The 23987-nt window shown below is 41.6% G+C and carries 28 protein-coding genes and 1 riboswitch; of the genes, 19 read left to right on the top strand and 9 right to left on the bottom strand.

Translation table 11 applies throughout. From position 1 onward, the window contains the following. Positions 1-404: 404 nt before the first annotated feature. Positions 405-589: riboswitch (Lysine riboswitch) on the top strand. Between the two features lie 173 nt (positions 590-762). The 3 genes from P855_RS0110800 (at position 763) to P855_RS21810 (ending at position 4212) form a co-directional block, all read left to right on the top strand. Then, positions 763-2346, top strand: coding sequence for a Na+/H+ antiporter NhaC family protein (locus P855_RS0110800; RefSeq protein WP_028783592.1), 1584 nt, complete (start codon positions 763-765; stop codon positions 2344-2346). A gap of 227 nt (positions 2347-2573) precedes the next feature. Further along, the gene (locus P855_RS0110795; protein WP_028783591.1) at positions 2574-4109 is read left to right on the top strand and encodes a sodium-dependent transporter; all 1536 of its coding nucleotides are present in this window, start codon (positions 2574-2576) and stop codon (positions 4107-4109) included. A gap of 1 nt (position 4110) precedes the next feature. Beyond that, positions 4111-4212 carry a methionine/alanine import family NSS transporter small subunit gene (locus P855_RS21810; RefSeq protein ID WP_084315677.1) on the top strand — a complete coding sequence of 34 codons (102 nt, stop codon included), beginning with the start codon at positions 4111-4113 and terminating at the stop codon, positions 4210-4212. Between the two features lie 64 nt (positions 4213-4276). Here P855_RS21810 and P855_RS0110785 read toward each other — a convergent pair whose 3' ends face one another. After that, positions 4277-5266, bottom strand: coding sequence for a M23 family metallopeptidase (locus P855_RS0110785; protein WP_084315676.1), 990 nt, complete (start codon positions 5264-5266; stop codon positions 4277-4279). Between the two features lie 130 nt (positions 5267-5396). Continuing rightward, a complete protein-coding gene (locus tag P855_RS20810; protein ID WP_051353178.1) occupies positions 5397-6047 on the bottom strand; it encodes a YhcN/YlaJ family sporulation lipoprotein in 651 nt (216 codons plus the stop codon). Between the two features lie 137 nt (positions 6048-6184). Here P855_RS20810 and P855_RS0110775 point away from each other — a divergent pair, with 137 nt between their 5' ends. Continuing rightward, the gene (locus P855_RS0110775; RefSeq protein WP_028783589.1) at positions 6185-6457 is read left to right on the top strand and encodes a YutD family protein; all 273 of its coding nucleotides are present in this window, start codon (positions 6185-6187) and stop codon (positions 6455-6457) included. 45 nt (positions 6458-6502) lie between these two features. Here the strand turns inward: P855_RS0110775 and P855_RS0110770 are convergent, their stop codons facing one another. Together P855_RS0110770 and glpX are read right to left on the bottom strand one after the other, a co-directional pair. After that, on the bottom strand, positions 6503-6772 hold the full coding sequence (locus P855_RS0110770) for a DUF3055 domain-containing protein (protein ID WP_152526229.1): 270 nt from the start codon (positions 6770-6772) through the stop codon (positions 6503-6505). Positions 6773-6785: 13 nt separating this feature from the next. After that, positions 6786-7760: a class II fructose-bisphosphatase gene (glpX, locus tag P855_RS0110765; protein ID WP_028783587.1), complete on the bottom strand. Its 975-nt coding sequence runs from the start codon at positions 7758-7760 to the stop codon at positions 6786-6788. Positions 7761-7909: 149 nt separating this feature from the next. Here glpX and P855_RS0110760 point away from each other — a divergent pair, with 149 nt between their 5' ends. From P855_RS0110760 to P855_RS0110750, 3 genes are all read left to right on the top strand, one after another. Next, positions 7910-8347, top strand: a complete 438-nt coding sequence (locus P855_RS0110760) for a DUF86 domain-containing protein (protein WP_028783586.1) — start codon at positions 7910-7912, stop codon at positions 8345-8347. 87 nt (positions 8348-8434) lie between these two features. Further along, a complete protein-coding gene (locus P855_RS20805) occupies positions 8435-9064 on the top strand; it encodes a helix-turn-helix transcriptional regulator (RefSeq protein WP_051353177.1) in 630 nt (209 codons plus the stop codon). A 61-nt stretch (positions 9065-9125) separates the two neighbouring features. Then, positions 9126-9896, top strand: coding sequence for a TIGR01457 family HAD-type hydrolase (locus P855_RS0110750; RefSeq protein WP_028783585.1), 771 nt, complete (start codon positions 9126-9128; stop codon positions 9894-9896). Positions 9897-9942: 46 nt separating this feature from the next. Here the strand turns inward: P855_RS0110750 and P855_RS0110745 are convergent, their stop codons facing one another. Continuing rightward, positions 9943-10461, bottom strand: coding sequence for a phosphatidylglycerophosphatase A (locus tag P855_RS0110745; RefSeq protein ID WP_028783584.1), 519 nt, complete (start codon positions 10459-10461; stop codon positions 9943-9945). A gap of 120 nt (positions 10462-10581) precedes the next feature. On the opposite strand from P855_RS0110745, the gene P855_RS20800 reads away from it, so the two are divergent. Both P855_RS20800 and P855_RS0110735 read left to right on the top strand, forming a co-directional pair. Beyond that, the gene (locus tag P855_RS20800) at positions 10582-11547 is read left to right on the top strand and encodes a hypothetical protein (RefSeq protein ID WP_051353176.1); all 966 of its coding nucleotides are present in this window, start codon (positions 10582-10584) and stop codon (positions 11545-11547) included. 117 nt (positions 11548-11664) lie between these two features. Beyond that, complete coding sequence (locus P855_RS0110735; RefSeq protein WP_028783583.1) at positions 11665-12639, top strand: 2-hydroxyacid dehydrogenase; 975 nt, start codon at positions 11665-11667, stop codon at positions 12637-12639. A gap of 172 nt (positions 12640-12811) precedes the next feature. Here the strand turns inward: P855_RS0110735 and P855_RS0110730 are convergent, their stop codons facing one another. Further along, complete coding sequence (locus P855_RS0110730) at positions 12812-13033, bottom strand: NifU family protein (RefSeq protein WP_028783582.1); 222 nt, start codon at positions 13031-13033, stop codon at positions 12812-12814. Positions 13034-13482: 449 nt separating this feature from the next. On the opposite strand from P855_RS0110730, the gene P855_RS0110725 reads away from it, so the two are divergent. The 4 genes from P855_RS0110725 to P855_RS0110710 all read left to right on the top strand — a co-directional run bounded on the left by P855_RS0110725 (position 13483) and on the right by P855_RS0110710 (position 15509). Next, positions 13483-13812, top strand: a complete 330-nt coding sequence (locus P855_RS0110725) for a YuzD family protein (RefSeq protein WP_028783581.1) — start codon at positions 13483-13485, stop codon at positions 13810-13812. A gap of 84 nt (positions 13813-13896) precedes the next feature. Beyond that, the gene (locus tag P855_RS0110720) at positions 13897-14133 is read left to right on the top strand and encodes a YuzB family protein (RefSeq protein WP_028783580.1); all 237 of its coding nucleotides are present in this window, start codon (positions 13897-13899) and stop codon (positions 14131-14133) included. A gap of 91 nt (positions 14134-14224) precedes the next feature. Beyond that, positions 14225-15076: a diaminopimelate epimerase gene (gene dapF, locus P855_RS0110715; RefSeq protein ID WP_028783579.1), complete on the top strand. Its 852-nt coding sequence runs from the start codon at positions 14225-14227 to the stop codon at positions 15074-15076. A gap of 70 nt (positions 15077-15146) precedes the next feature. Continuing rightward, on the top strand, positions 15147-15509 hold the full coding sequence (locus P855_RS0110710) for a HesB/IscA family protein (RefSeq protein ID WP_028783578.1): 363 nt from the start codon (positions 15147-15149) through the stop codon (positions 15507-15509). 80 nt (positions 15510-15589) lie between these two features. Here the strand turns inward: P855_RS0110710 and P855_RS0110705 are convergent, their stop codons facing one another. After that, positions 15590-16579 (bottom strand): NAD(P)/FAD-dependent oxidoreductase, encoded by a 990-nt coding sequence (locus tag P855_RS0110705; protein WP_028783577.1) that lies wholly within the window; start codon positions 16577-16579, stop codon positions 15590-15592. A gap of 315 nt (positions 16580-16894) precedes the next feature. Between P855_RS0110705 and P855_RS0110700 the strand changes: the two genes are divergently transcribed. The 3 genes from P855_RS0110700 to P855_RS0110690 all read left to right on the top strand — a co-directional run bounded on the left by P855_RS0110700 (position 16895) and on the right by P855_RS0110690 (position 19418). Beyond that, complete coding sequence (locus P855_RS0110700; protein ID WP_028783576.1) at positions 16895-18115, top strand: NAD(P)/FAD-dependent oxidoreductase; 1221 nt, start codon at positions 16895-16897, stop codon at positions 18113-18115. A 136-nt stretch (positions 18116-18251) separates the two neighbouring features. Continuing rightward, positions 18252-18569, top strand: a complete 318-nt coding sequence (locus P855_RS0110695) for a YuiB family protein (protein ID WP_028783575.1) — start codon at positions 18252-18254, stop codon at positions 18567-18569. Positions 18570-18707: 138 nt separating this feature from the next. Beyond that, positions 18708-19418 (top strand): 3D domain-containing protein, encoded by a 711-nt coding sequence (locus P855_RS0110690; protein WP_419177276.1) that lies wholly within the window; start codon positions 18708-18710, stop codon positions 19416-19418. A gap of 218 nt (positions 19419-19636) precedes the next feature. Here P855_RS0110690 and P855_RS0110685 read toward each other — a convergent pair whose 3' ends face one another. Next, entirely contained in the window at positions 19637-20113 is a 477-nt protein-coding gene (locus P855_RS0110685; protein WP_028783573.1) for a divergent PAP2 family protein, read from the bottom strand. Positions 20114-20213: 100 nt separating this feature from the next. Here P855_RS0110685 and P855_RS0110680 point away from each other — a divergent pair, with 100 nt between their 5' ends. Next, positions 20214-20591: a DUF309 domain-containing protein gene (locus tag P855_RS0110680; protein ID WP_028783572.1), complete on the top strand. Its 378-nt coding sequence runs from the start codon at positions 20214-20216 to the stop codon at positions 20589-20591. Positions 20592-20644: 53 nt separating this feature from the next. Further along, the gene (locus P855_RS0110675; protein WP_028783571.1) at positions 20645-22129 is read left to right on the top strand and encodes a leucyl aminopeptidase; all 1485 of its coding nucleotides are present in this window, start codon (positions 20645-20647) and stop codon (positions 22127-22129) included. 37 nt (positions 22130-22166) lie between these two features. On the opposite strand, the gene deoD is transcribed toward P855_RS0110675, so the two are convergent. Then, a complete protein-coding gene (gene deoD, locus P855_RS0110670; RefSeq protein WP_028783570.1) occupies positions 22167-22877 on the bottom strand; it encodes a purine-nucleoside phosphorylase in 711 nt (236 codons plus the stop codon). Between the two features lie 214 nt (positions 22878-23091). On the opposite strand from deoD, the gene P855_RS0110665 reads away from it, so the two are divergent. Further along, entirely contained in the window at positions 23092-23319 is a 228-nt protein-coding gene (locus P855_RS0110665) for a hypothetical protein (protein ID WP_235062636.1), read from the top strand. The last annotated feature ends 668 nt before the right edge of the window (positions 23320-23987 follow it).

Here is a 23987-nt window from a genome sequence, read left to right as displayed (position 1 = left end):
CATAAAAGATACTCGAAATCGTGATTGGAAAGTCCACCCCTAGTGTGATCAAATTTCTATTACAATGCTAAATTGAGTATGCCTTCTTCCAAAAGCACGTATTTAAAAGATGTTTCGAGACACTAATAAACGTATGGTGGCTGGAAAACGGTGAGACTCCTGTGGGGTGAACATGATCGGTGAGATCCCGCAAGGCGCAGCCTGAGGAAGCTCACCTCATGCCCACGGAAAGCGATCCGTTTTCCCAGCCACCATAACCGCAACCTAAAGTCTCGAAACTGAGTCTTCAACTTAAAAATCAGCACTGAGAATTAACAGAGACTATTTAGAAAATCTCTTGCATAATTAATTATTAATTGATACAATACTCGAGGAAATTTTAATATTGCGTGACCTTATCAGATCGGTGAGGTAGAGGCGCAGGCTGCATGAGTAATCAACTGGAGAATGACAACGAGGATGGTTGGTAAAAGGGCTGTCTGCCGAAGCATGAAGTATGGTCGAATACGGAAATGCTGGTGCTTTTCCTAATAGGAAAGGCACTGTCATGCATACTAAAGATATGGATGCATGGTGCGCTACTGATCGAAATGAAGGATAATCAAATTTGCTGTCCAAGAGCAATGAAAGATTATTTTTCTTTCATTGCTCTTTTTTTATTCCTCATTTACCACAGTAGTATATATCCACACACCCATGGCATCCCCACATTCAAAAAGAATGTGACCATCTAAAGAATCACAGATATGGAGGGGAATTAGCATGGAAGGTACAATCTACTCTTTGATACCTGCAATTTTAATGCTTATATTGGTTATTGTTACACGCAAGGTCATATTGTCTTTGGGCATCGGAATCATTGTAGGTGCTTTACTTCTATATGACTTCAGTATTATGGAGACGGCAGGAGCAATTTGGACGATGTTCTATGAAATATTCATCGTTGACACCGCTAAGCTGTTATCTCTGGAAGGATGGAATATGGGGAATATTTATTTATTCTTATTCTTAATCCTGCTTGGAATGGCGACTGCTTTCATGACAGCCTCTGGGGGCAGCAAGGCTTTTGGTGAATGGGCGATCAATCGTATTAAAACAAGGACGGGTGCTCAGGCGGTACCGGCATATTTAGGAATAATCATTTTCATTGATGATTATTTCAACGCTTTAGCAGTTGGGCAGGTAGCACGGCCATTAACCGACCGGTATAAAATATCACGAGCCAAACTTGCTTATTTTATTGACTCTACATCTGCACCAGTGACGGTTATTTCGCCGATTTCCAGCTGGGGTGCTTACATCATTGGCACAATCGGCAGTATTCTCGTGGCGAATGAGATATCTGATTATCAGCCTTTAGAAGCTTTTGTTAAAATGATACCTGCCAATCTTTATGTGTTTGCTGCTTTATTATTAGTATTTATGGCAGCATATATGAAGATTGATGTGGGTCCAATGAGAAAACATGAGAAGAGAGCATTGGAAACAGGGGAAGTCACTGACCCATCACGTGGGGATATCCCGGGGGATTTGAATGATGAATTCAAGCCGCATGATAACGGCAGAATATATCATTTATTAGTCCCGATTGCTGTGTTGATTATCGGAACCATAGGGGCCATGATGGTTACAGGTATTCAAAATACAGAAGGAACGGCTACCTTGTTATCGATTTTTGAAAATACGAATGTGAATATCTCCTTGTTCACAGGAGGACTATTGTCTGTTATTACAGCGGCAATATTCTACGGCCTTCAGCCGGGTCCTAAATCTCACATGGGCAATGTGCTGTGGGAAGGGACGAAGGCTATGCTTCCAGCTATTTATATTTTAGTATTTGCCTGGATCATCGGTTCAGTGATTGATCAATTGGCTACTGGTGAATATTTAGCCGGCCTTGTAGAAAAAGCTTCCATTAGCCCGGCATATCTGCCATTTTTGATATTCGTCGTTTCCGGATTCATGGCGCTTGGAACTGGTACTTCATGGGGAACCTTCGGGATCATGCTGCCAATAGCTGGAGAGATTGCTGCTATACAAGATGTAAGCCTGATCCTGCCAGCTTTATCTGCAGTTCTGGCAGGATCAGTTTTTGGAGATCACTGCTCTCCGATATCTGATACAACGATATTGTCATCCACTGGAGCGGGGGCTAACCATATCGATCATGTGCTTACTCAATTACCTTATGCCTTGATTGCCGCAGCAGCTGCAGGAATTGGTTATCTTATTTTAGGATTTACCGGGGAAGTAGTTCTCCCATTGATTCTTACGTTGGTCATTACAAGCGCTATAGGTATATTGATTCATCTGTTTTCACCTTCGCTGAAAGAAAATAATCAGTAATTATAAAAAGCGCGTTAAAGTGATGACGCGCTTTTTTTGTTTGTTTTTTCCTATGATAGAAAAATCTGAATAATTTAATATTTCTTTGACACCCTTCTTTAGTCACGGTATAATACAAGCAGATAAGTTGAATTATCTGAAAAAAATAAATTTTTATAACATTCTCTCTTAAATACAAGCATAATAGAAGAGTGAGGGAGAATTAAAACAAAGGGAGGTCTTACAAAATGGAAAAACGTTCACAATGGGGGACGCGGGCTGGTTTTATATTAGCGGCCATGGGCTCTGCTATCGGCTTGGGTAATATTTGGCGGTTTCCCGCAGTAGCTTATGAGAATGGTGGGGGAGCATTTTTTATCCCTTATTTATTCGCCCTATTGACTGCTGGTATTCCGTTATTGATCATGGAGTTTACCATTGGTCATAAGTATCGCGGTTCAGCTCCACTTTCGTTCTTTCGAATGAATAAAAAGACAGAATGGCTTGGCTGGTGGGCCGTATTGGTTTCATTCGTCATTTCCACGTATTATGCCGTAATCATTGCATGGGCGATTTCTTACAGCTACTTTGCATTCAACTTAAGCTGGGGACAGGATACTGAGGCTTTCTTATTTAGTGATTATTTGAACTTATCTGTAGATCCTGGTCAAACAGGAAGCCTTGTACCTGGTGTGTTTTTCCCGTTAATCTTCGTATGGCTGATCACTCTTGGTGTCTTATTCAAGGGTGTCAAGAAGGGTATTGAAGTTGCTAACAAAATTTTCATACCAACTCTTGTAGTACTATTCCTGATTATCGTGCTTCGTGCTATTACTTTGCCTGGAGCGGCAGAAGGTCTTCAAACCTTCTTTGCACCAAATTTTGATACGATCATGAGTGGAAGTGTTTGGGTTGCAGCCTACGGACAGATCTTCTTCAGTTTATCTATTGCATTCGCGATCATGATTACGTATTCCAGTTATCTTCCGAAAAAATCGGATATTACAAACAATGCCTTCATTACCGGTTTCGGTAACTCAAGTTTTGAACTGCTCGCCGGTATCGGTGTGTTCGGTGCATTAGGTTTCATGGCGCAGCAAAATGGTGTGGGTGTAGAAGAGGTAGTAAGTGGCGGAGTCGGCCTTGCCTTTGTTGTATTCCCGCAAATCATTAACGAAATGCCTGCGTTGAATGGATTATTCGGATTCTTATTCTTCTTATCATTAGTTCTTGCTGGTTTATCTTCTCTTATTTCTATTTCAGAAACCTATGTAGCAGGGATCAAAGAGAAGCTGGGTCTTTCCAGAACTGCAGCTGTAGGAATTGGTGGCGGTTTGGCTGCTTTAACATCTATTTTATTCTCAACCCAGGGTGGTCTTTACTTCCTGGATGCCGCCGATTATTTCATCAACCAGTTCGGTGTAGCCTTTGTAGGACTGGTGGAGGTCGTCATGATTGCATGGTTCCTTCGTAAGCTTACTGATCTTCAAAACCATGCAAATGCTATTTCTGATATTCGTCTGGGCAGCTGGTGGAAAATCAGCTTAGGGGGCATTACACCTATAGTTCTTGGTTATATGATGTTTGACTTGTTCAGACAGAACCTAACTAAACAATTTGATACAGAGACAGGTAACTATGAAGGGTATTCGGATGCCTTCATCCTCTTTGGAGGATGGTCTGTCGCAGCCTTTGCTTTAGTAGTCGGCATCCTGCTAACCTTTAAACGCTGGCATGCGAGCTCTTTGAAGGAAGAATCACAGAGCAAAGAGGAGGTCGTTTAATATGACAGGCAGTGCAATTGTTATGATGGTTATTGGCATGGTTGTTATATGGGGAGGTCTGACAGCAAGTATTATGAATGCTGTACGCAAATCTAAATCATAAACTATCGAGCGCCGTACATGGTATTGTACGGCGCTCTATTTTAGTGCTTTATAATTTGCGGTTGTTAATCTCTGGACATCCGTTCCCACTTTTTTAAATAAGGATAAGGGTCGAACGACCACTCACTATATCCGTTATCTTTGTACATGCCATAATGTAAGTGGGGAGGGAACTTACCGGAGGTTCCTGGAGGTCCATATCCTGTGGCTCCTACAGAACCGATGACATCCCCGGGTTTTACAACATCGCCGACATTTACACCGTCCTCAAATCCATTCAAATGCGCATAGTAGTGATAAATGTTGAAAATATCCCTTATACCAATGCGCCATCCGCCATATTTGTTCCACCCTTTCATTTCAATGACTCCATAAGTAGTGGACTGCACGGGAACGCCATAATTAGCGAAAATATCTGTACCTTCATGGATCCTTCTTCCACCGAATCCCCTTGCATCCCCCCATGTGCTACGGTAGCTATAGTTGGCATGGAGCGGGACAGGAAAGTTCCGGTCTGTTAAATGGATGGTACCGAAATGTTTGAAGACACGTGCATTATTCATGATCGTTTGAACACTTAAGTCACGATGGTAATATTGCCATAAAGCGATCTTTATATCGTCTGGATTATGACCAAAGGAAGAAAGGTACGATGCGATACTGTATAATACGTCCTCATCGTTATTCTTATCTGCAATTCCATCGCCATTTCCATCATCTCCCCATCCGTTGAACATTTTTGTTATCAATGGGGATTGCCTATCTGATTGATTTGGGTTATCCAAGCCATTCCAAAAGACACTTTCCGGCTGGATAGCGGTTACCCTATCCTCAGGAAAGTCTTCATGCACCTGACGTTCAAACTGGTCAATTGCTGCCAGATAGTACCAGGGAATGAGCGTAGTAGCAGCGGTCTTTTTATATAAGTTCATCCGGGTTTGGTTTTCTTCTTTTTTTATCTGTTCTTCACTTTTTTCTGCACCTGAAGCAATAGAGGAAAATAAGGCACCTGCAAACATAAAGAAAAGGAAGATAAACATAGCTGTTCGTTTCATCATTCGTCACTCCAACCAATTGATAACCTTAGCTTGTGAAATGCCGGGCTCAACTATTTATGGAAAATAAGTGAAACAGAGGGAAAGAGATAAAATAAACAGGAAAGTGGGTATCCACTTTCCTGTGTGGTTATTTAGCGTTCATCATATTATTTGTTGAATCCCGTGGATCTGTCTTTGATTTTGTTTCATCATTATAGGTTGCTTCGCCTTGCGGGGATTGCCGCATCCGCTTAATGGCATTTTCCAGAACGTTGTCGTAATTTTTATCATTAATACTCGAATTACTTAAACTTTGGATATCCCCAAAAGATTGTTCCTGATCAGATACATAAACTTCGTAGTAACGGGGAACAAGACTCAATGCTGTCTTTTTGACCATATCAGCTGCCTGGTTACGGTCGATCTCATCTGCTTTCTCATAAGCGATCAGCACTTCGTCATCTGTTACCAATGTCCCTGCATTCGTTATCTCATCCATGGTTAAAATCATTTTCGTTATCATATCGGCGGTTTCTTCCCGGTTCACGCTTGTAGAATAATCCCCTTGGGGATCCACCTGGCTTTTGTCATAACGGACATAACCTAATTGATCAGTCATATCTCCCTCCCCATCCCGTTCAGCGGGGGACTGGTAATTATCCATAGCATTTCCGTTCAATGCTCCTTGGTTATCATCTTTATTGCCATAACGGTCCATTGCATTTTCATCTTCTTGTCCTGCACACCCTCCCAGTAATATACCGCTTATAAGGATGGATGCTGCAAAGGTTTTGTTCACTTGGTTTCCTCCTTTTTTATATGTTCCCCCTGTAACTATTTTCGGGCGAAGCCGGTGAATTCATACGAATTAAATATTCCCTGTGACTATATAGTGAAAAGTATGATAAAATTTAGTTAGTGTAAGAGGTGATGGAAATGATTGAATTGTTTGGTAAACAATATGAAATCGTGAGAGATTATCGGAATGGTTATCAGGTGGAAGCTATAGAACAGCGGTTCAGTGATATTTTGAGCAAGTATGATTATATTGTGGGTGACTGGGGATACGGTCAGCTGCGCTTGCGGGGATTTTATGATGATCAGAATCCAAAAGCTACTTTCGATACAAAAATCAGTACACTCGAGGATTATTTATACGAGTACTGTAATTTTGGATGTGCCTATTTTTTATTGAAAAAAATCAACTAAAAAACCCTTCTTTGGCTTCAAGCTAAAGAAGGGTTTTTATATATATTAAATAGCTTCCCTTAAAAATTCACGAAGTTCTTCCGCGTCAATTTCATTTAAATTGAAGGCATGCTCCAGGTAGCCAGGTTCTTCAAGGTCATCATGGCCGATGATTGCAAAACGATTGCCTTGAATATCGAGAACCAGTGTTTTCCCGTAATAGCGGCTTGTTTTTACAAGGGCTAAATCATGACGGTGGGTCGCTCCCATGAAACTTACGAAACGGGTATCGCTTTTTTCTTGTTCATCATAGAGAAAGAAACGTTCTTCTTCCATTTCTGATTCCTCCTTATTTTTCATTCATGACCAAGTGAGGCTTTTGGGAAAGATGGTGGTGAGCTTTCACAAAGCGAACGGTCTTCGTTTTAGCTCGCATGACGATGGAATCCGTTTCGGTCAAATCACCGCCCAGAAATTTCACACCATTCAAAAGTTCACCTTCAGTTACACCTGTAGCAGCAAAAATGGCGTCGTCGCTTTTAACTAAATCGTCCATCGTCAATAACTGCAGCGGGTCCTCTAACCCCATCGTTTTACAGCGGTCACTTTCAGCGTCATTTTGAGGTACTAGTCGAGCCTGCATATCGCCGTCTAAACTCTTGATTGCCGCAGCGGAGATTACACCTTCTGGAGCACCACCTCTGCCAACGAACAAGTCTACTCCTGTATGAGGGAGGCATGTAGCGATTGATGCACCCACATCGCCGTCACCAAACAGCTTGACTCGTGCCCCTTTTTGGATTACTCGCTGGATAAGGTCTTCATGGCGGTCCCGTTCCTGGATAATGACAGTCAGGTCTCTTACCCGTTTGTTATTGGCGCGTGCTACAATATCGATGGTACGTTCAATCGGATCATCAAGATGAATAAGTCCTTTGGCATTTTTACCGACGGCAATTTTATCCATATACATGTCCGGGGCATGAAGAAGGGCACCTCGCTCTGCTGCTGCTATGACAGCCATGGCGTTGTTATGACCTTTAGCGACTATATTTGTGCCTTCCAGCGGGTCGACAGCAATATCTACAGCAGGACCGGTCTTATTACCTAATTCCTCACCTATATAAAGCATCGGTGCCTCATCCAATTCTCCTTCTCCAATGACTACGACACCTTCCATTGCTACGGAATCAAACATAGCTCTCATGGCCGAGGTAGCTGCGTCATCTGCGTTGATCTTATCGCCGCGTCCCATCCATTGTGCTGAGGCTATGGCAGCTGCTTCGGTTACACGTACTAATTCTAATGCGAGTTCTCTATCCAATTACTTCTCCTCCGATACATTAAAGTCCTTATATATGATAGCAGAGTTTGTATAACTACGTAAATATGCATCCTTTTCCTGTTATGTATGTAAATGTGATATCATGATGAAAGAATTAGGTTATGATGCATTTGTATGGAGGTGCTGCTATGTATTTTGTTGATCGAAAAAAAATTGAAAGTACATTGCTTTTCATGGAAGGTCTCACTAATGAATATCAAAATCATGCGTTTGAATCGTTTTTAGAAAGGTTAAGCCTGGAACGAATCACTCATATGACGATTGAATCAATCATTGATGTAGGAAATATGATGATTGATGGGTTTATTATGCGTGACCCTGGGAGCTATGAGGATATTATTGATATCCTTACCGATGAAAAAGTCATCCCTGAAGCCCATCAGGAACAATTCAAGTCTTTTATACGGCTTCGTAAAATGCTTATCCAGGATTATCTGGATATCGATCATGGGTCCATCCATGCTATATGGAAAGAGTCCGGTGAGGTCATTGACAATTTCCCGGCAGCCATAAGAAGATATCTGGATGAGGAACTAGGTCCGGTTTCTGCTTTTTCTAACTCATAAACTGTGACAATATTACAAATTACAGGATTATAAATTTACTCTCTTCTTACTATTCTTTATAATGAAAGAAAGAAGAGGTGATGGTTGATGAAGCAATCCTCTACGAAAGAGACGCTATTACTTTTATTGAAAAAAAATAACACCCTTACAATCTCAGAACTTGCCGAAAAAGTCGGGATTTCTGAAATTGCTGTAAGGAAGCATATTCATGACCTCGAGAGACAGAAACTGGTCCAGGCAAGACAAGTTCGTCAATCTGTCGGACGGCCATTGAATTATTATGAATTGACAGAAAAAGGTCAGCATACTTTTACCAGCCATTATGAATCCTTTTCAGTGGAATTATTGAAAGACATTGAATCATTATACGGTAAGCCTATGGTGTACGATTTGTTAAAGCAACGGGCAGAACGTTTAAAGAAAGAATTTCAGACTCAAATGCCTGAGGAGGATTTTCATCAACGGGTCGAAAAACTGGCTCATATACAAGAACAGAATGGGTATATGGTTGAGTTGGAAAAAAATAACGATTATTCCTATACATTAAAGCAATATAATTGTCCGATTTGGAATATCGCCCGTAACTATCAAGGTATGTGCGGACAGGAATTGCGAGTGTTTTCCAATCTTCTGGAAGACAGCAAAGTAGTGGCTGAACAGAGCATGGTAAGCGGGGAAGCCTGCTGTGCCTTTCAAATTACCCATAAGAGTGAATGAGAGCTTCTCGCATTTATGGTGCGGGAAGTTTTTCTGTTAACATTAGAAAGCAGGTGTACGAATGAAAAACTATCGAGCATATCTGATTGATTTGGATGGAACAATGTACCGTGGTACCGAGCGAATTGAAGCTGCATCTGATTTCATCAAAAAATTAAATAACAAAAAGCTGCCCCATCTATTTGTCACGAATAATTCATCCAGAAGACCGGAACAGGTGGCAGATAAGCTGAACCACATGGATATACCAGCGGCCAAAGAGCAGGTTTATACCACTAGCATGGCTACCGCCCAATATATCAAAGATCAGCATCCAGGGGCGGATGTATATGCTATTGGAGAAGAAGGGCTGCTGACAGCTTTAAAAGAAGCCGGGCTTAATCTGGTAGAGGAGAACGCTGATTATGTAATAATAGGGATTGACCGTGGTATCACCTATGATAAATTAGCTGCAGCTTGCCTTAATGTCCGTAATGGCGCTGTTTTCTTATCTACAAATGGGGATGTTGCTATCCCGACAGAACAGGGCATGCTGCCTGGAAATGGATCATTGACGTCTGTCGTTACTGTAAGTACTGGTGTCGAACCGGTATTCATTGGGAAGCCTGAACCGATTATCATGGAGCAGGCCATGCAAACATTAGGATATGATAAAAACGAAGTATTGATGGTTGGAGATAATTATAATACAGATATCAAAGCAGGCATGAATGCGGGTATAGATACCTTGATGGTCTTTACCGGAGTTACCTCAAAAGAAGATTTATCAAATTATAACCAGCAACCGACCTACACGGTAGATTCATTAGAGGAATGGATCACTCGTTTGTAAGTAAAGAAGCCGTCTATCCCTTTTCGGAGAGGCGGCTTCTTCATCTTTACTCATCGTCCTCTGCTTCTTCTTCACCGACAGCGCTGTGTGCCAGGCGGCTTGAAGCAGCGGCTGCAATGGCCCCGACAATATCATCAAGGAACGTATGACATTCCCCGGTCGATTTATCATTCAGCTTTTTCAGAATCCCGGGTTTTTGCTTATCAATGTAACCATAATTCGTAAATCCGATTGAACCATAAACATTTACAATAGACAGTGCAATGATTTCGTCGACTCCATAAAGTCCTTCGTCTTTATCAATGGTGCTCTGCAATGGTTCTTCGAGACCTTTTTGTTCTGCTAAAACATCCAGTTGGATTCCGGTCAGAATTGCATTTTGTACCTCGCGTTTGGTAAGTACTTTCTCTACATTAAAGCGGCATTCTTCAATTGTAAGATCGCTATGATACTTGGATTGTAAGTAATAGACCAGTTCAGATATATCGTTAATGGTCACTCCGCGTTCATTAAGCCATTCCCGTGCTTTTTTTTCTAATTGACTCATTTTTCTCTCTTCATTCATATATACTCTATTGACCTCCCTTTTATAAAATAAGCTTCCCCCACGAATGGAAGATAAAACATAAGGATTACTCTTTTGGTGTATTGACCTATTATAGCATTGGATAGGAGTGCATGCATTGTGGAAGACATTATATCCGATTATATCGACATTACAAATACCTCCGTTGTTGAGTTTGATCAGAAGCGTGGCTATATATACAAGGATGAAGTTTATTTTGTGCTTCCGGCATACGGGAGGGAAGAAGTTTATCAAGAACTTCAGCATGCATGTGACTTTTTGTCTAAAGCTGGAATGAAGAATATAGTCTGCCCTGTTCATGTAAGCGAAAGCCGCTATCAAATAAAAAAAAATCAACGTACGTACGTCATTGGTAAAACTAATTTGGATGCTTCCTTAAGTATCCCCGCATCTGGTCATGAATTGGCACGGTTTCACGAGTTGGGGGCCACCTATCCCTATCACCTTCCGAGTCTTTCCACTTATGGTCAATGGAAAACATTGTGGGGAAATCGGATTGATCATTTTGAAGGATCGATACAACAATGGCATCAGCAACGACCGGTAGGTGATATGCACCGGTTATGGATCGACACCGCTCCTTATATTATTGGCGTAGGGGAAAATGCTATCCAATACGTGCAAGAGAGCGAACAGGAGACGCGTCATCAAAAAAAAGATCAGGCGACCTTCACTTTTGACAGATACCCACCACATTCCCAACGCCTGCTCTGGTTCGATCAAATCAGGTATGATCACCCGGCCCGCGACCTGGCAGAAGCTTTGCGGTATAAGTTGATGACCGGCCGGTCCACAGAAGAAATCACAGCGTTTTTTTATGATTATCACACAAGATCACCATTATCCATATTCGGCTTGCGACTATTGTATGCCCGATTGCTCTTCCCGGTTCATCTGCTGGATAAATATGAGGAAGTATACAGCCATCCATTCGAAGAAAACTTAATAAATGAAACCAAGCTTCTATTCAAGTATCAAAGGCGTTATGAGCAACAGCTGAAACATTTCTTTCATGCGCTGGGGATAAATACGGATGAATTAAAAATTCCTGTACTTGATTGGTAAAAAGGTAACTTTCCTTGCTTCCCTCGTCGGGTTTCGGGGGAAGTTTTTTCTTTCCCTAAAGAGCTTATGCTAAAATCATGGGTAAGCTTTATATTTAACGATGGAAGGAGAATGGTTATGACAAAACCCAAGGTTTTCATTGCAAGAAAACTATCGGAGGAAGTAGTGAATCAATTTAAAGAATCGCTGGATATCACGATGTGGGAAGATACAGATGAACCAGTTGATCGAAATAGATTGCTGGAGGAAGCAGAGAGAAGCGACGGGTTAGTCACCATGCTTACCGATCAAGTCGATCAAGAGTTGATGGACCGTGGCAAGCGATTGAAAATCATAGCTAATATGGCTGTAGGTTATGACAATGTAGATGTCGAAACCGCAACGGAATATGGCATCCAGATAACCAATACTCCAGACGTGTTGACAGAAACAACTGCTGATTTAACATTCGCTTTGATGATGGCAACTGCCAGAAGACTTATCGAAGCTAACGAAGTGATCAAAGACGGAAAATGGAAAAACTGGTCACCATTATTTTTAGCAGGCACGGACATCCATCATAAAACAATAGGAATCGTTGGAATGGGGAGGATTGGAGAAGCAGTCGCACGAAGAGCAAAAGGGTTCGGGATGGATATTCTATACCATAACCGTTCACGTAAGGAAGAAGCGGAAAGAGAGCTTGGAGCCTCTTACAATAGTTTTGAGACATTGATCCAAACTGCAGACTATATTGTGTGTTTAGCACCTTTGACCGAGGAAACAAAAGGGATATTTAATGCAGAAGCATTCAAAAAGATGAAAAACAGTGCTATCTTCATCAACGCGTCCAGAGGCCCCCTGGTGGATGAAAATGCATTATATCAAGCTCTTATAAAAGGAGAGTTGAAAGCTGCTGGATTAGATGTTTTTGACAAGGAACCTATTGATGAAAACCATCCATTGCTAGAGCTGGATCAAGTAGTCTGTCTTCCGCATATAGGCTCTGCCAGTGTTGAAACCCGAAAAGCGATGATGGAGCTCAGCCTGAAAAATGTCAAAGATGTATTATATGGACAGCAAGCCAAAACTCCTGTGAATAGACCAAATTAAGGACATTACTTCCTTAGGACCAATACATCTAAGATAGCAGAGTTAAAAAACAAAGAAAACAGAATTCTCCAGCGTTAAGACAAGGTGCATCAGGGCTCCGGGAGTATTGTTAAAAAACACAAAAAGAAAAGGGCTGTCCTTCAGGGCAGCCCCGACATGTTAAGATAGTGTTTTAAAATACCTGTTCTACTTCGCGGATACCAGGCACTTCTTCAACTAGTGCGCGTTCGATACCTGCTTTTAGAGTAATAGTAGAACTTGGGCAGCTTCCGCATGCACCCATTAGACGGAGACGGACAATTCCTTCTTCAACATCCACCAATTCCACATCTCCACCGTCACGAAGTAAAAATGGACGCAGCTTATTCAGTACTTCCTGAACTTGAGATTGCATAAGCGATCTTCCCCTTTCTCATACTCACATTATAAATCGTAATCATGTAAAAATCTATCTATTGGTTTTAATTTCTCTATGGCTAAACTCTCTTTCATGTTCTCTCAACAATCGTCGACAAGCGGGTCGCCTCAGCTTTTGACTCTTTGGCATCCAGCTCCGTCTCCCAGCGACTCGTGTACTTCCTTCACCTCTGTACGATAAGGCGACATCAAATCGCTAACGCTCTTTGTGTCTTCTTTTCGCTTACGAGCACAAAATTCACTACGAGTTTCGCCATTGGGGCGATAACTCAAGTGAATCTAGTCTCCTGCGGATCAGTCCAGTCCAATCGTCGCTAAGCGGTCGCCTTCGCTTTTGAAAGTATTGAGAACTATTTTCATTTTATCTTTTTTTGGTTATTTTGTAAAATGGAATTATAGGTACAGTACAATTGTGGAGGCGGTAACATGAAAAACGATCCGGTACAGCTTTTTGTCTATGGAGCTGATCAAATTTGTGCAAGTTGTGTAAATTCACCTGGCTCAAAAGAAACGTATGAATGGCTGCAGGCTGCCATTTCCCGGAAATATGGGGAAGACGGCATAGAGTATCAGTATATCGATATTCACTCCGAGCAGGAGGATGGACCCCACCAGTCCTATGTGCAACAGCTGCTGGATGATGAATTATTTTATCCCCTTGTCGTCATGGATGGTGAAATAGTCGGTGAAGGAAATCCAAGATTAAAAACTATCTTCCAGGCGCTGGACAAAAAGGGTTTTCAGCCGATTTCCTGAGACCTCAGTGTTGTCCTATCAAAACAGGATATGCTAATATTGATGGTTAGTGGGGGGTTCATCTAGGTTAAAGAGGTGACGAAGATGAATCCGATTATTGAATTTTGCATCAACAACTTAGCAAGTGGTTCTCAAAAGGCAATGGAAGAGCTGGAAAAAGATCCAGATCTTGATGTTATAGAATATGGGTGTTTAAGTCATTGTGGGCTATGCGCTCAAAGTTTGTTCGCTTTAGTCAATGGAGAGCGGGTAACGGCAGATAGTGCTGACGAGCTTGTTGAAAATATTTATCAGCACCTAGAAGAGAATCCCCTTTTTTAAGTGCCCGTTCTGATATTGATAAGCAACAGAAAGCCGTGCACCAGCTGTGCGGCTTATTTTTATATCATAATGAGATGAGGAAGTGGCTGCCATGGAAATACCGTTTATTAAGATGCACGGACTAGGGAATAATTACGTATTTGTAGATACATTTGAATTCAGTCTGAAAGAAGAAATCCTGCCTGCACTCGCCAGGAAGGTGTCAGACGTTTATACCGGCATCGGCTCCGATGGTCTTATCCTGATTCATCCCAGCGACCAGGCAGAAGTAGGAATGCGTATCTTTAACAAAGATGGATCAGAAGGGCGTAATTGTGGTAATGGACTGCGATGTGTTGCTAAATATGCGTATGAACACGGGATAGTAAACGATACATCTTTTACTATTGAAGCGAAATCAGGTGTTGTTGATGCTTCCGTGACAGTGGATGACGAAAAAGTTTCCACTATCACGATAGATATGGGGAAACCTGCGTTGTCCCGTTCGCAAATCCCTATGGCTGGTGAGGAAAAGGAGGGGGTAGTGGCTGAATCATTTCAAGTCAGCCATCATCCCCTTGAATTGACAGCAGTTTCGATGGGAAACCCCCATGCAGTTTTCTTTGTGGAAGACATTCAGACGGCTCCATTATATGAACTGGGTCCCATCATTACTGAAGATCAACGTTTTCCAGAAGGGGTCAATGTAGAGTTTGTGGAAGTCGTCTCAAAAGAAGAGTTACATTTTCGTGTGTGGGAGCGGGGGTCCGGGGTTACTCAGGCTTGTGGCACCGGCGCATGTGCTGCTGGAGTTGCTTCTGTATTGAACGGTTATTCTGATAAGAATTCTGAAATCCTTGTACATTTGAGCGGGGGGGACCTTGTTATTCGCTGGGATGAAAATGACAGGGTATGGATGACAGGACCTGCCGACATAATAGCTACAGGAACTTTTTATTACTAATCCGGCATGTTTGAATGATACGGATGATATTTAGTATACTTATTATATCGATAAGAAAGGGGAGACACGGATGATTCTCAATATTACGGATGCTGCCAGTTCGCAGATCCAGGAAATGATGAAGGAAGAAGAATCTGATAACGTTCGTCTGCGTTTCGGTGTCAAAGGTGGAGGCTGCAGTGGATTATCCTATGCAATGGGATTTGAAGAGGATATCAATGAAGAGCTTGATGTCATAGAAGATAATAATGGCATTCCTGTCGTCATCCATCGTCAGGATGTGCCGATTATTGAAGGCACTACCATTGACTTTAAACAAAACATGATGGGCGGAGGATTTACGATTGATAATCCGAACGCCATTGTATCCTGTGGTTGCGGTTCTTCGTTTAAGACAGCGACCAACGCAGGTACACCAGATGAAAGCTGCTGATCTGGTTTTGCCTTGAGACTATACCATTTAAAGATAAAAGCCGCGCCTGTTAAGGTCGCGGCTTTCTATATGTTTATGTTCTATTGGCCAAACATGCTCGTAGAGTGCTTCGGCTGCACCCGGGCGTCTGGATCCAAATACGCTTTGGCATTATTTATAGCTGTTGGGCCTTCACCGAAACCTGAAGCAATCAATTTGACTTTACCGGGATAAGTGCAAATATCGCCGGCTGCATAAATGCCAGGAATGTTCGTTTCCATTTTAGAATTGACGACGATACTGTTTTTTTCTATTTCAAGATCCCATTCTTTGATTGGACCTAAAGAAGAAATGAAACCATAATTGATGATAAGGTCATCAATATCTGTTGTTTCGACACGGTCGCCTTTCGTCTCTTTCAATACAACCTGCCTGATGCAATCATCACCGATCACTTCTTGTGGAGAAAATGGTGTTTTCACATTGACTTTAGACTCCATCAGTTTTTCGACGCTATGTTCATGGGCGCGGAATTTATCACGTCGGTGTACAAGCGTTACTTCCTCTGCAATCGACTCTAACATTAACGCCCAGTCGACAGCAGAATCTCCACCCCCGCAAACCATTACTTTCTTACCTGCAAATTTATTCATATCGGGAACGTGGTAATGAAGGTTGACTCCTTCGTAATCGGAACAATTCGGAAGCTCCAGTTTACGAGGGCTGAACGCGCCATTACCAGCTGTAATAACAATTGTTCTGGAATAATGCTCTCCTTTTGTTGTGGTCAGTTTGAACGTGTCATCTTCGAGACGTTCAATTTTCTCTACCGATTGATCAAGAGAAACAGTTGGATTGAATGCCATTGCCTGTTCCTTCAGATTATCAACCAATTCCTGGGCTCTGACTTTAGGAAAGCCTGCTACATCATAGATGTATTTCTCTGGATATAAAGCCGTCAGTTGTCCTCCAAGTTCTGGAAGACTTTCAATGATATTGACACTTGCCTGCCTCATACCGCCATAAAAAGCAGTAAACAAGCCGACTGGCCCTCCCCCGATGACCGTAATGTCATGTACTTGATTGCTCATAACTTTTCCCCCTATTCCAACTAAATTGTTGCAACCTTTTCCATTTTATCATAAAATTACACCTTATGTGATTTACCCTGACGATTATGTCGATTATGAATCAGAATTCTTAAGATTCGGATAAATTGAGAAAGGGTTGAAAATTATTTTAAAAGGGTCTATGATGGTGACTAGAAAAAAGTTATTACGATTTTGTGACAAAATATCATAGAATTTGTGTTCTTTTTTTATGGAAGCGTGTGTGAAATCAGTCACATACATCTACGTAACAGAGTAGGAGAGCATGCAGAAAAATACTAATTGGAAGTGATAATCATGAAGAAACCTAATATTGTCATCTTAGGTGCAGGTTATGGCGGTATCATGACTGCTGTCAAATTACAAAAAAGCATGGGTGTTAATGAGGCGAATATTTCTTTAGTAAATAAACACAGCTATCATTATCAAACTACCTGGCTACATGAAAATGCGGCAGGTACGTTGCATCATGATCGCACACGTATCCAGATAAAAGACGTCATTGATACCAGTAAGGTTAATTTCATCCAGGATACGGTCATCTCTATCCAGCCGGATGAAAAAAAGGTAACCTTGGAGAACACAACACTAGACTATGATTACCTTGTCATTGGACTAGGTTTTGAAGCAGAGACATTTGGTATTCCTGGCTTAAAAGAGCATGCCTTTGGTATTAAAAATATCAATAGTTCCCGACTTATCCGTCAACATATCGAATATAACTTTGCAAAATATAACAATTTAAACAATCCAGGTGAAGAGCTTCTCAATATAGTAGTAGGTGGCGCTGGATTTACCGGTATTGAATTTGTAGGTGAGCTGGCAAACCGTGTGCCTGAATTATGTAAAGAATATGATATTCCTCGTGAAAAAGTGAGAATCATTAATGTTGAGGCTGCTCCTACAGCACTACCTGGTTTTGACCCTGCTCTGGTAGAGTACGCAATGAACTCATTAGAATCCCGTGGTGTTGAATTCAAGATTGGTGCCATGATCAAAGAAGTGACACCGGAAGGCCTCGTGTATGAGAAAGATGAACAACGCGTAGAGATCCCTTCTAATACTGTGGTATGGGCTGCTGGTGTACGAGGTAACTCCATTGTAGAAGAATCAGGGTTCGAAGCGATGCGCGGGCGTGTCAAAGTACGTGAAGACATGCGTACTCCTGATTATGATGATGTATTTGTAGTCGGAGATTGTGCCTTGATTATCAACGAAGAAACAGACCGTCCATACCCGCCTACTGCTCAAATGGCAATTCAACAGGCGGATACAGTTGCTCATAACATCAAAGTCTTGGCTAGGGGCGAAAAAGAGTTAGAACCATTCGAGCCTAATATTCAAGGAACTGTAGCGTCACTGGGTCATGACGATGCAATCGGCGTAGTATTCAATGACAAAAAGTTGTTCGGCTGGTCTGCCTCGGTAATGAAAAAAGTCATCGATAACCGCTACCTCTTAAAACTTGGCGGAATCGGACTTTTACTAAAGAAAGGTAAGTTCAATATCTTCCATTAATCATGGCAAAGGCGGTTCTCCGCCTTTGCTTTTTTCTTGAACTCATAATAAAATGTAGATTGGAAATCAGCATATAAAATTTTAGCCTGGTTAATCGTTTAGATAACCTTATGTACTTACATAGAGGGGGAGCGTTTTGGATTTTGTTCAATTAGTAATAGGAATACTCTTATATTTTGTATTGTTTTTTTCAATAGCTTTCATTTTGAATATGTTGTTAAGGTCGACATGGTTTATGGCTGCCGTTTATCCGGTAATCATCTTTTTGATTGTCGATGATTTTACTATGGGAAAATACTTCACAGAACCATCCTGGGCATTCCCGAAAGTGCTTGGTATGATTACCGAGTTGAAATTATTTGATATATTGATTTTGACCGGAGGATTCGCTGGTACCATTGCAGCTGGAATTGTTATACGCATGCTTAGAAAAAGTGGTTATCAGATGTTTTGATGCTCATTTCAACCTTCCTGCTTATTACAGCAGGAAGGTTTTTTTATCTAACCATTTGTAAAAATATAACAATAGTTCAGTGGCAGCTTTTTAACTGGTGTTTGGTTATATGAATAAATTCTGGAAGGATTGGACATGATGACACCGAGAGAGGTGTTAGTAATGAAATGGAAAAAATGGATATACAGAGGTGTATACAATTTATTATTTGTGGGGGCGTTGTATACCACAGCTACGACCATATCCAATGTCTCAGCTGGTGATTTGAAATTATGGTTTACGGGAGAACATCAACTGGTCTCATTAGAAACTAATAAGCTGGATTATAGAAAAACTGTATTAAATGAAAAATCTTTGAAACACAAACTTCCCGATCAACAGTATATAAGCAATGCATCTACTGGAGTGCCAAAAACCCTGAAAGATACAGTAGACCTGGATAAATACCCCAGCACTACTGTGATAGCAACTGGTTATACCGCGGGTGTAGAGTCCACAGGCAAAAGTCCTGACCATCCAGGTTATGGAATCACTTATTCTGGCATTAAGGTAAAAAGAGATTTATACTCTACGATTGCCGCTGATTTAGATGTATTTCCTATTGGCACGGTATTGTTCATACCTGGATATGGTTATGGTGTTGTGGCCGATAAAGGCTCTGCAATCAAAGGAAATAAAATTGATCTCTATTACAACACCGTTGATGATGTATATAGTCAATGGGGAAAACAGACAGTTGATGTTTATGTGATTGAAGAAGGCGACGGAACATTAACAGAAGAACAATTCCACAAGTGGAATAATGATAAAGCATTACAAGTATTTCGGGAAGATATCCTGAAAAATTAAGTAAAAGCCCGTCTGTAAGAACCGATACAGACGGGCAATTTTAATGTCTAGGATATGATAAAATTTAATGATTGGGATAACATTTTGCAGTGGGCTTCATCCAGCTCCAGCACCTACCCCCTCGAGGTCTTAAGTCAATCCTCTCTGTGACCAAAAATGTCACGACGAGGCTTGGCTTAAGCTTGTCGGGGGTGAGCAAGGCGCTTGCGTTTTTATTCTTAGAAAATAGTGTAGTATAAAATAATACTCAACAAGATTCCGGTAAGGCCGCCGAAAAATACCTCAATTGGCTGGTGGCCAAGCAGTTCCCTCAGTTCTTCCCGTTTTTCGAATTCCTGCTTTTTATTCCATATTTTCGCTTCATCCACAAATCGTTGAAAATCACTCATCAATAAATTCAATACGATAGCCTGTTCACCGGTCTGTCTTCGAACACCGGTCGAGTCGAACATGACTATAATACTGAAAACAGTTGCTATTCCAAACATAGAGGAATCAAAACCTTCTTGCAGCCCTACAGCTGTGGCTAATGCTGTCACTGCTGCAGAGTGGCTGCTAGGCATACCGCCTGTACTGAAAGCGAGCCCGGGATTAAAGTGTCTCGTTGCAATCATGCGTATGGGAACTTTGACCCCTTGTGCGAACAAAATCGCTAAAATAGCAGCCCACAATGGGAAGTTATAAAGCAACTCCATATTTTCCAGTCATCCTTTCCAGCTTGTAAGACTATAAATTTAAATGTTCCCTTTGATATGATAGATGTAACATGAATTTTACAACCAACGGAGGCTGGACATGTGCAATTCATATCCAATGGCTTATTATGAGTTTTTCATATCCTTCAATGAAGGAGATTATTATACATGCCATGATCTCTTGGAAGAAATTTGGCTGACAGATCGAAGGAATCTTTTTATTAAAGGAATGCTGCACTTTTGTGTAGCATTATATCACTATAGTTATGGCAATTTGAAAGGTTCACGGTCTATGCTCTTGTCAGCCCGTCAATATCTGTCACGATATGATGGTATTCATTGGGGAATAACAATCCATGAGGTGATTTCTTTTATAAATGATTGCTTGACTATTATATCACAACTTCCAACAGAAGATGCCCGTGTTGAATGGTCTTCGCTTCCTTGTTTACCACATTTTTATTTATATCTGAAGTAGTGATCAGGGAGAAAAAAGAATTCGTGTATAATTATATTTGGAGGTGACGTACCATGTTTTCTATCCGTAAAACTTTGTGGGAGGAAGACGAGGCATTGGTAGTAGGGTTGTTTCATGAAAATAAAAACCAGCAGCAAATCTATCAGATGCTCAATGACAAATTTGATGAGAAACTGGATACATATGTGAAAAGCAATGATATTTCCAATCACTATAAAGCCGTGTCCAAAATTCTTACTTATGGTAAGGTACCGGCAAAACGTATTTATTTTCTTGGGCTTGGTAAAAAGAAAGAATTGACAAACCTCACATTGAAGAAAGCCTTCGGAAAATTATTCCAGCAACTGCAGAAGGATGGTCTTACACAGGCGGCAATAGCTTTTGACAGCTTCGCTATCGGACAGTTCCAGGAAGGGGAAACAGCTGAAGTTTTAGCTGAGGCAATGGAAATGGCAACCTACCGATTTTCTCATTACAAAACGAGTAACTACCGATCTGAAAAAGTAATTGATGATTTGACATTAATAACGGAACAGGAAGAAGATCGGTTGTTGTATTCCCTTAAAGTAGGTGAAGCCTTCGGCAAAGGTGCTAACACTGCTCGATATTTGGTACATTTACCTGCCAATTTATTGACTTCCAGTGATATGGCTGAATTTGCCCTGACTCTCGCGGACGAACATGGATTCGAAACGGAAATTCTTGAAAAAGAAGATATGCAGCGGTTAGGTATGGGGGCATTGCTCGCCGTCAATCAGGGTTCAAAAGAGCCGCCTAAAATGATTGTGTTGAAATACCACGGACTTAATGAATGGAAGGATGTAGTTGGACTGGTAGGGAAAGGGATAACCTATGATACAGGCGGTTATTCGATTAAGTCTATGACAGGTATGCCCGGTATAAAAGGGGATATGGGCGGTGCAGCAGCGGTTTTAGGAGCAATGGATACGATAGGAAGGCTGAAACCTCAGAAGAATGTCGTGGCAGTCATTCCCTCAACGGATAATATGATTTCAGGAAGTGCATTCAAGCCCGATGATGTCATCACGTCATTAAGCGGAAAAACAATAGAAGTACTGAATACGGATGCAGAAGGAAGGCTCGCTTTAGCAGATGGTATCACTTATGCTAAACATCATCGTGCGGGTAAGTTGATTGATGTCGCTACATTGACAGGCGGAATGGTAACAGCGCTCGGGGAATGGATGACAGGAGCAATGACCAATAACCAGGATTTTTATGATCAGGTGACACGCGCTGCAGATAAAGCGGGTGAGCCGATGTGGCTATTGCCATATAATGAAGATTATCAAGCACAAGTAAGGTCGAGCAGTATAGCAGATCTGAATAATTCGCCAACAAGAAAAGCGCACCCGATCATGGGAGGGGCATTCGTAGCTGAATTTGCTGAGGAGACGCCCTGGGTGCATATTGATATTGCTGGAACTTCCGTAGCCGAATCCGGACATGATTTAGGGCCAAAAGGACCTACAGGCATCATGGCGAGAACCTTAGCAAATTATATTATAAGCGAATAAAAAAGATTGGTTCCGATTATGGAACCAATCTTTTTATTTATGATTTTATAGCAGCATCTAATGCTACTTCGATCATGTCATTGAAGGTAGTCTGTCTTTCTTCAGCTGAAGTTTCTTCACCAGTCAAAATGTGGTCACTGACAGTCAATACAGACAGTGCCTGGCGATTATATTTAGCTGCCAGCGAGTAGAGGGCCGTCGTTTCCATTTCTACCCCAAGGACATTGTAGTCGGCTAATTGGTTGAAAAGATCCATAGCATTATCACGATAAAAACTGTCACTTGTAAAAACATTTCCTACCCGAAGTTTTAACCCTTTTTCTTCCCCGGTGTCATAAGCATTTTTCAGTAGCGTGAAGTCAGCGGTTGGAGCATAGTCAATGCCGCCGAACACCATGCGATTCATTTGGGAATCAGTAGAAGAGGTCGATGCCAGGATGACATCACGGACTTTGACGTCTTTTTGCAATGCTCCGCATGTACCGACACGGATCAGTTTTTTTACACCATAACTTTCCATTAATTCATTAATGTAAATGGAAATGGAAGGTACACCCATCCCTGTTCCCTGAACGGAGATTCTTTCTCCTTTATAGGTACCTGTATACCCATACATGCCACGGACTTCATTATAACAGACCGCATCTTCTAAAAAATTTTCAGCTATATATTTTGCGCGTAAAGGGTCGCCTGGAAGCAGAATTGTCTCTGCAATATCTCCTTGCTTTGCGCCAATATGTACACTCATTTCATAACCTCCATCGATCAAATTGTGTTCGTACAAATCCAAGTTATCATAGTACCTTTTCAAAAACAAATGTATCGCTTACAACACGTGTCATGACAACATTTTGTCGCATTTTATGAACCAGTATTCATTCACACAACTTTCAAAAAAATCTTTCATTAACGATACTGAAAGCGATTCAAAAAAGGTAAAATAGAAATATAAGGAGGGGGTTGTGATGCAAGGCAATTCTACTGTCGCTATCCAAGGATGGCTGAGCGGATTGGAAGCAGAAAAGCAAGCCCTGTTAAAAGAAATGGATGTAGGAAAAATGAATGGACTGTCTGGAGGGATGGAACAAGAGGATTGGGTAACAGAGCAGCATCGAAAACTGGAACAAATAGAAGCATTGATTTTTGCCACGCAGGCAAATTTAAGCCTTTGTCGCCGGAAAGTCCGTTGACACGGGCTTTTTTCTTTTGTCTCTGTTAAATATTGTTTTAATCGTTCAGTTAAGCTCGTTATTGTTGAAGACTTAGTTTCGAGAGAAACTGTTTCCGTTAAGGTAGGGAGCGTTTGGAGGTCCGGGTAATCACTCGCTTTCCATGGGCGTAAGGTGAGCTTCCTCGGGCTAAAGCCCTGCGGGATCTCACCATGTACTATTTTCCCATTGGAGTCTCGCAATTTCCCGGACCTCCTTGCGTTGATTAGGAAAACTGAAACATCAGTAGGCAGACCTTCAAACACTAGGAGAGCTTCTGATTAAAGCGTGCTTCTAACGTGCATCAGAATTCGATATTATTCAGTTAAAATGAAAGCATCTTCAGCTAAAAGAAGGGTTCGTTTCTCCATCCTTCGGATGGGTTGGTGGGGAAACTGCGAGACTCCCGCGGGAGAAGGATCGAGGCGAGATCCCACAGGGCGATAGCCCGAGGAAGCTCGCCAGGTCCCCGCAGGAAAGAAATGAATGCATAATCGCCTTGGGAGACACGACACGCATAAGCAGAACAGCAAAAGGGAAGGGTTCTTTCTTCCCGTTGATGGACTGCTTATGTCGCGAGTGTCTAGGCGATGAAGCTGGAAAGCGAGTAGTTTCCCAACCAGCCCTGACTCTTTTATGGTAAAGAATCC

The sequence above is a fragment of the Thalassobacillus devorans MSP14 genome, from assembly GCF_000496835.1.
Classification (GTDB): Bacteria; Bacillota; Bacilli; order Bacillales; family Halobacillaceae; genus Thalassobacillus; species Thalassobacillus devorans_B.
Note: the sequence above shows the minus strand (reverse complement) of the source record. Positions and strands in the feature narration are given on the sequence as shown.

Coding starts and splice junctions, on each gene's coding strand:
- P855_RS0110770 (WP_152526229.1), bottom strand. CDS start 6,772: ATGGAAGAAGAACGTTTCTTTCTCTATGATGAACAAGAAAAAAGCGAT.
- deoD (WP_028783570.1), bottom strand. CDS start 22,877: ATGAGTGTACATATTGGCGCAAAGCAAGGAGATATTGCAGAGACAATT.
- P855_RS0110690 (WP_419177276.1), top strand. CDS start 18,708: ATGACACCGAGAGAGGTGTTAGTAATGAAATGGAAAAAATGGATATAC.
- P855_RS0110685 (WP_028783573.1), bottom strand. CDS start 20,113: ATGGAGTTGCTTTATAACTTCCCATTGTGGGCTGCTATTTTAGCGATT.
- dapF (WP_028783579.1), top strand. CDS start 14,225: ATGGAAATACCGTTTATTAAGATGCACGGACTAGGGAATAATTACGTA.
- P855_RS0110700 (WP_028783576.1), top strand. CDS start 16,895: ATGAAGAAACCTAATATTGTCATCTTAGGTGCAGGTTATGGCGGTATC.
- P855_RS0110760 (WP_028783586.1), top strand. CDS start 7,910: ATGTATTTTGTTGATCGAAAAAAAATTGAAAGTACATTGCTTTTCATG.
- P855_RS0110735 (WP_028783583.1), top strand. CDS start 11,665: ATGACAAAACCCAAGGTTTTCATTGCAAGAAAACTATCGGAGGAAGTA.
- P855_RS0110795 (WP_028783591.1), top strand. CDS start 2,574: ATGGAAAAACGTTCACAATGGGGGACGCGGGCTGGTTTTATATTAGCG.
- P855_RS0110785 (WP_084315676.1), bottom strand. CDS start 5,266: ATGAAACGAACAGCTATGTTTATCTTCCTTTTCTTTATGTTTGCAGGT.
- P855_RS0110750 (WP_028783585.1), top strand. CDS start 9,126: ATGAAAAACTATCGAGCATATCTGATTGATTTGGATGGAACAATGTAC.
- P855_RS0110720 (WP_028783580.1), top strand. CDS start 13,897: ATGAATCCGATTATTGAATTTTGCATCAACAACTTAGCAAGTGGTTCT.
- P855_RS0110800 (WP_028783592.1), top strand. CDS start 763: ATGGAAGGTACAATCTACTCTTTGATACCTGCAATTTTAATGCTTATA.
- P855_RS0110710 (WP_028783578.1), top strand. CDS start 15,147: ATGATTCTCAATATTACGGATGCTGCCAGTTCGCAGATCCAGGAAATG.
- P855_RS20805 (WP_051353177.1), top strand. CDS start 8,435: ATGAAGCAATCCTCTACGAAAGAGACGCTATTACTTTTATTGAAAAAA.
- P855_RS21810 (WP_084315677.1), top strand. CDS start 4,111: ATGACAGGCAGTGCAATTGTTATGATGGTTATTGGCATGGTTGTTATA.
- P855_RS0110775 (WP_028783589.1), top strand. CDS start 6,185: ATGATTGAATTGTTTGGTAAACAATATGAAATCGTGAGAGATTATCGG.
- P855_RS0110675 (WP_028783571.1), top strand. CDS start 20,645: ATGTTTTCTATCCGTAAAACTTTGTGGGAGGAAGACGAGGCATTGGTA.
- P855_RS0110730 (WP_028783582.1), bottom strand. CDS start 13,033: ATGCAATCTCAAGTTCAGGAAGTACTGAATAAGCTGCGTCCATTTTTA.
- P855_RS0110745 (WP_028783584.1), bottom strand. CDS start 10,461: ATGAATGAAGAGAGAAAAATGAGTCAATTAGAAAAAAAAGCACGGGAA.
- P855_RS0110705 (WP_028783577.1), bottom strand. CDS start 16,579: ATGAGCAATCAAGTACATGACATTACGGTCATCGGGGGAGGGCCAGTC.
- P855_RS0110680 (WP_028783572.1), top strand. CDS start 20,214: ATGTGCAATTCATATCCAATGGCTTATTATGAGTTTTTCATATCCTTC.
- P855_RS0110725 (WP_028783581.1), top strand. CDS start 13,483: ATGAAAAACGATCCGGTACAGCTTTTTGTCTATGGAGCTGATCAAATT.